Annotated in this window: 1 protein-coding gene; it reads left to right on the forward strand. The window is 62.7% G+C overall.

From position 1 onward, the window contains the following. Positions 1-180 precede the first annotated feature (180 nt). The gene (locus CHU32_RS27905; RefSeq protein WP_000376623.1) at positions 181-681 is read left to right on the forward strand and encodes a GNAT family N-acetyltransferase; all 501 of its coding nucleotides are present in this window, start codon (positions 181-183) and stop codon (positions 679-681) included. Positions 682-770: the final 89 nt, after the last annotated feature.

The raw sequence follows: 770 nt of genomic DNA on the forward strand, positions 1-770 counted from the left end.
TCGCGAAATTTCGCAGTCGCGACGCCAGAGACCGAGGGTTAGATCATGCCTAGCATTCACCTTCCGGCCGCCCGCTAGCGGACCCTGGTCAGGTTCCGCGAAGGTGGGCGCAGACATGCTGGGCTCGTCAGGATCAAACTGCACTATGAGGCGGCGGTTCATACCGCGCCAGGGGAGCGAATGGACAGCGAGGAGCCTCCGAACGTTCGGGTCGCCTGCTCGGGTGATATCGACGAGGTTGTGCGGCTGATGCACGACGCTGCGGCGTGGATGTCCGCCAAGGGAACGCCCGCCTGGGACGTCGCGCGGATCGACCGGACATTCGCGGAGACCTTCGTCCTGAGATCCGAGCTCCTAGTCGCGAGTTGCAGCGACGGCATCGTCGGCTGTTGCACCTTGTCGGCCGAGGATCCCGAGTTCTGGCCCGACGCCCTCAAGGGGGAGGCCGCATATCTGCACAAGCTCGCGGTGCGACGGACACATGCGGGCCGGGGTGTCAGCTCCGCGCTGATCGAGGCTTGCCGCCATGCCGCGCGAACGCAGGGGTGCGCCAAGCTGCGGCTCGACTGCCACCCGAACCTGCGTGGCCTATACGAGCGGCTCGGATTCACCCACGTCGACACTTTCAATCCCGGCTGGGATCCAACCTTCATCGCAGAACGCCTAGAACTCGAAATCTAACGTCCGTTCGGGGGCACTGTTGCAAATAGTCGGTGGTGATAAACTTATCATCCCCTTTTGCTGATGGAGCTGCACATGAACCCATTCAA

This window comes from Superficieibacter electus (assembly GCF_002915575.1).
In the GTDB taxonomy this organism is placed as follows: domain Bacteria; phylum Pseudomonadota; class Gammaproteobacteria; order Enterobacterales; family Enterobacteriaceae; genus Superficieibacter; species Superficieibacter electus.

Coding starts and splice junctions, on each gene's coding strand:
- CHU32_RS27905 (WP_000376623.1), top strand. CDS start 181: ATGGACAGCGAGGAGCCTCCGAACGTTCGGGTCGCCTGCTCGGGTGAT.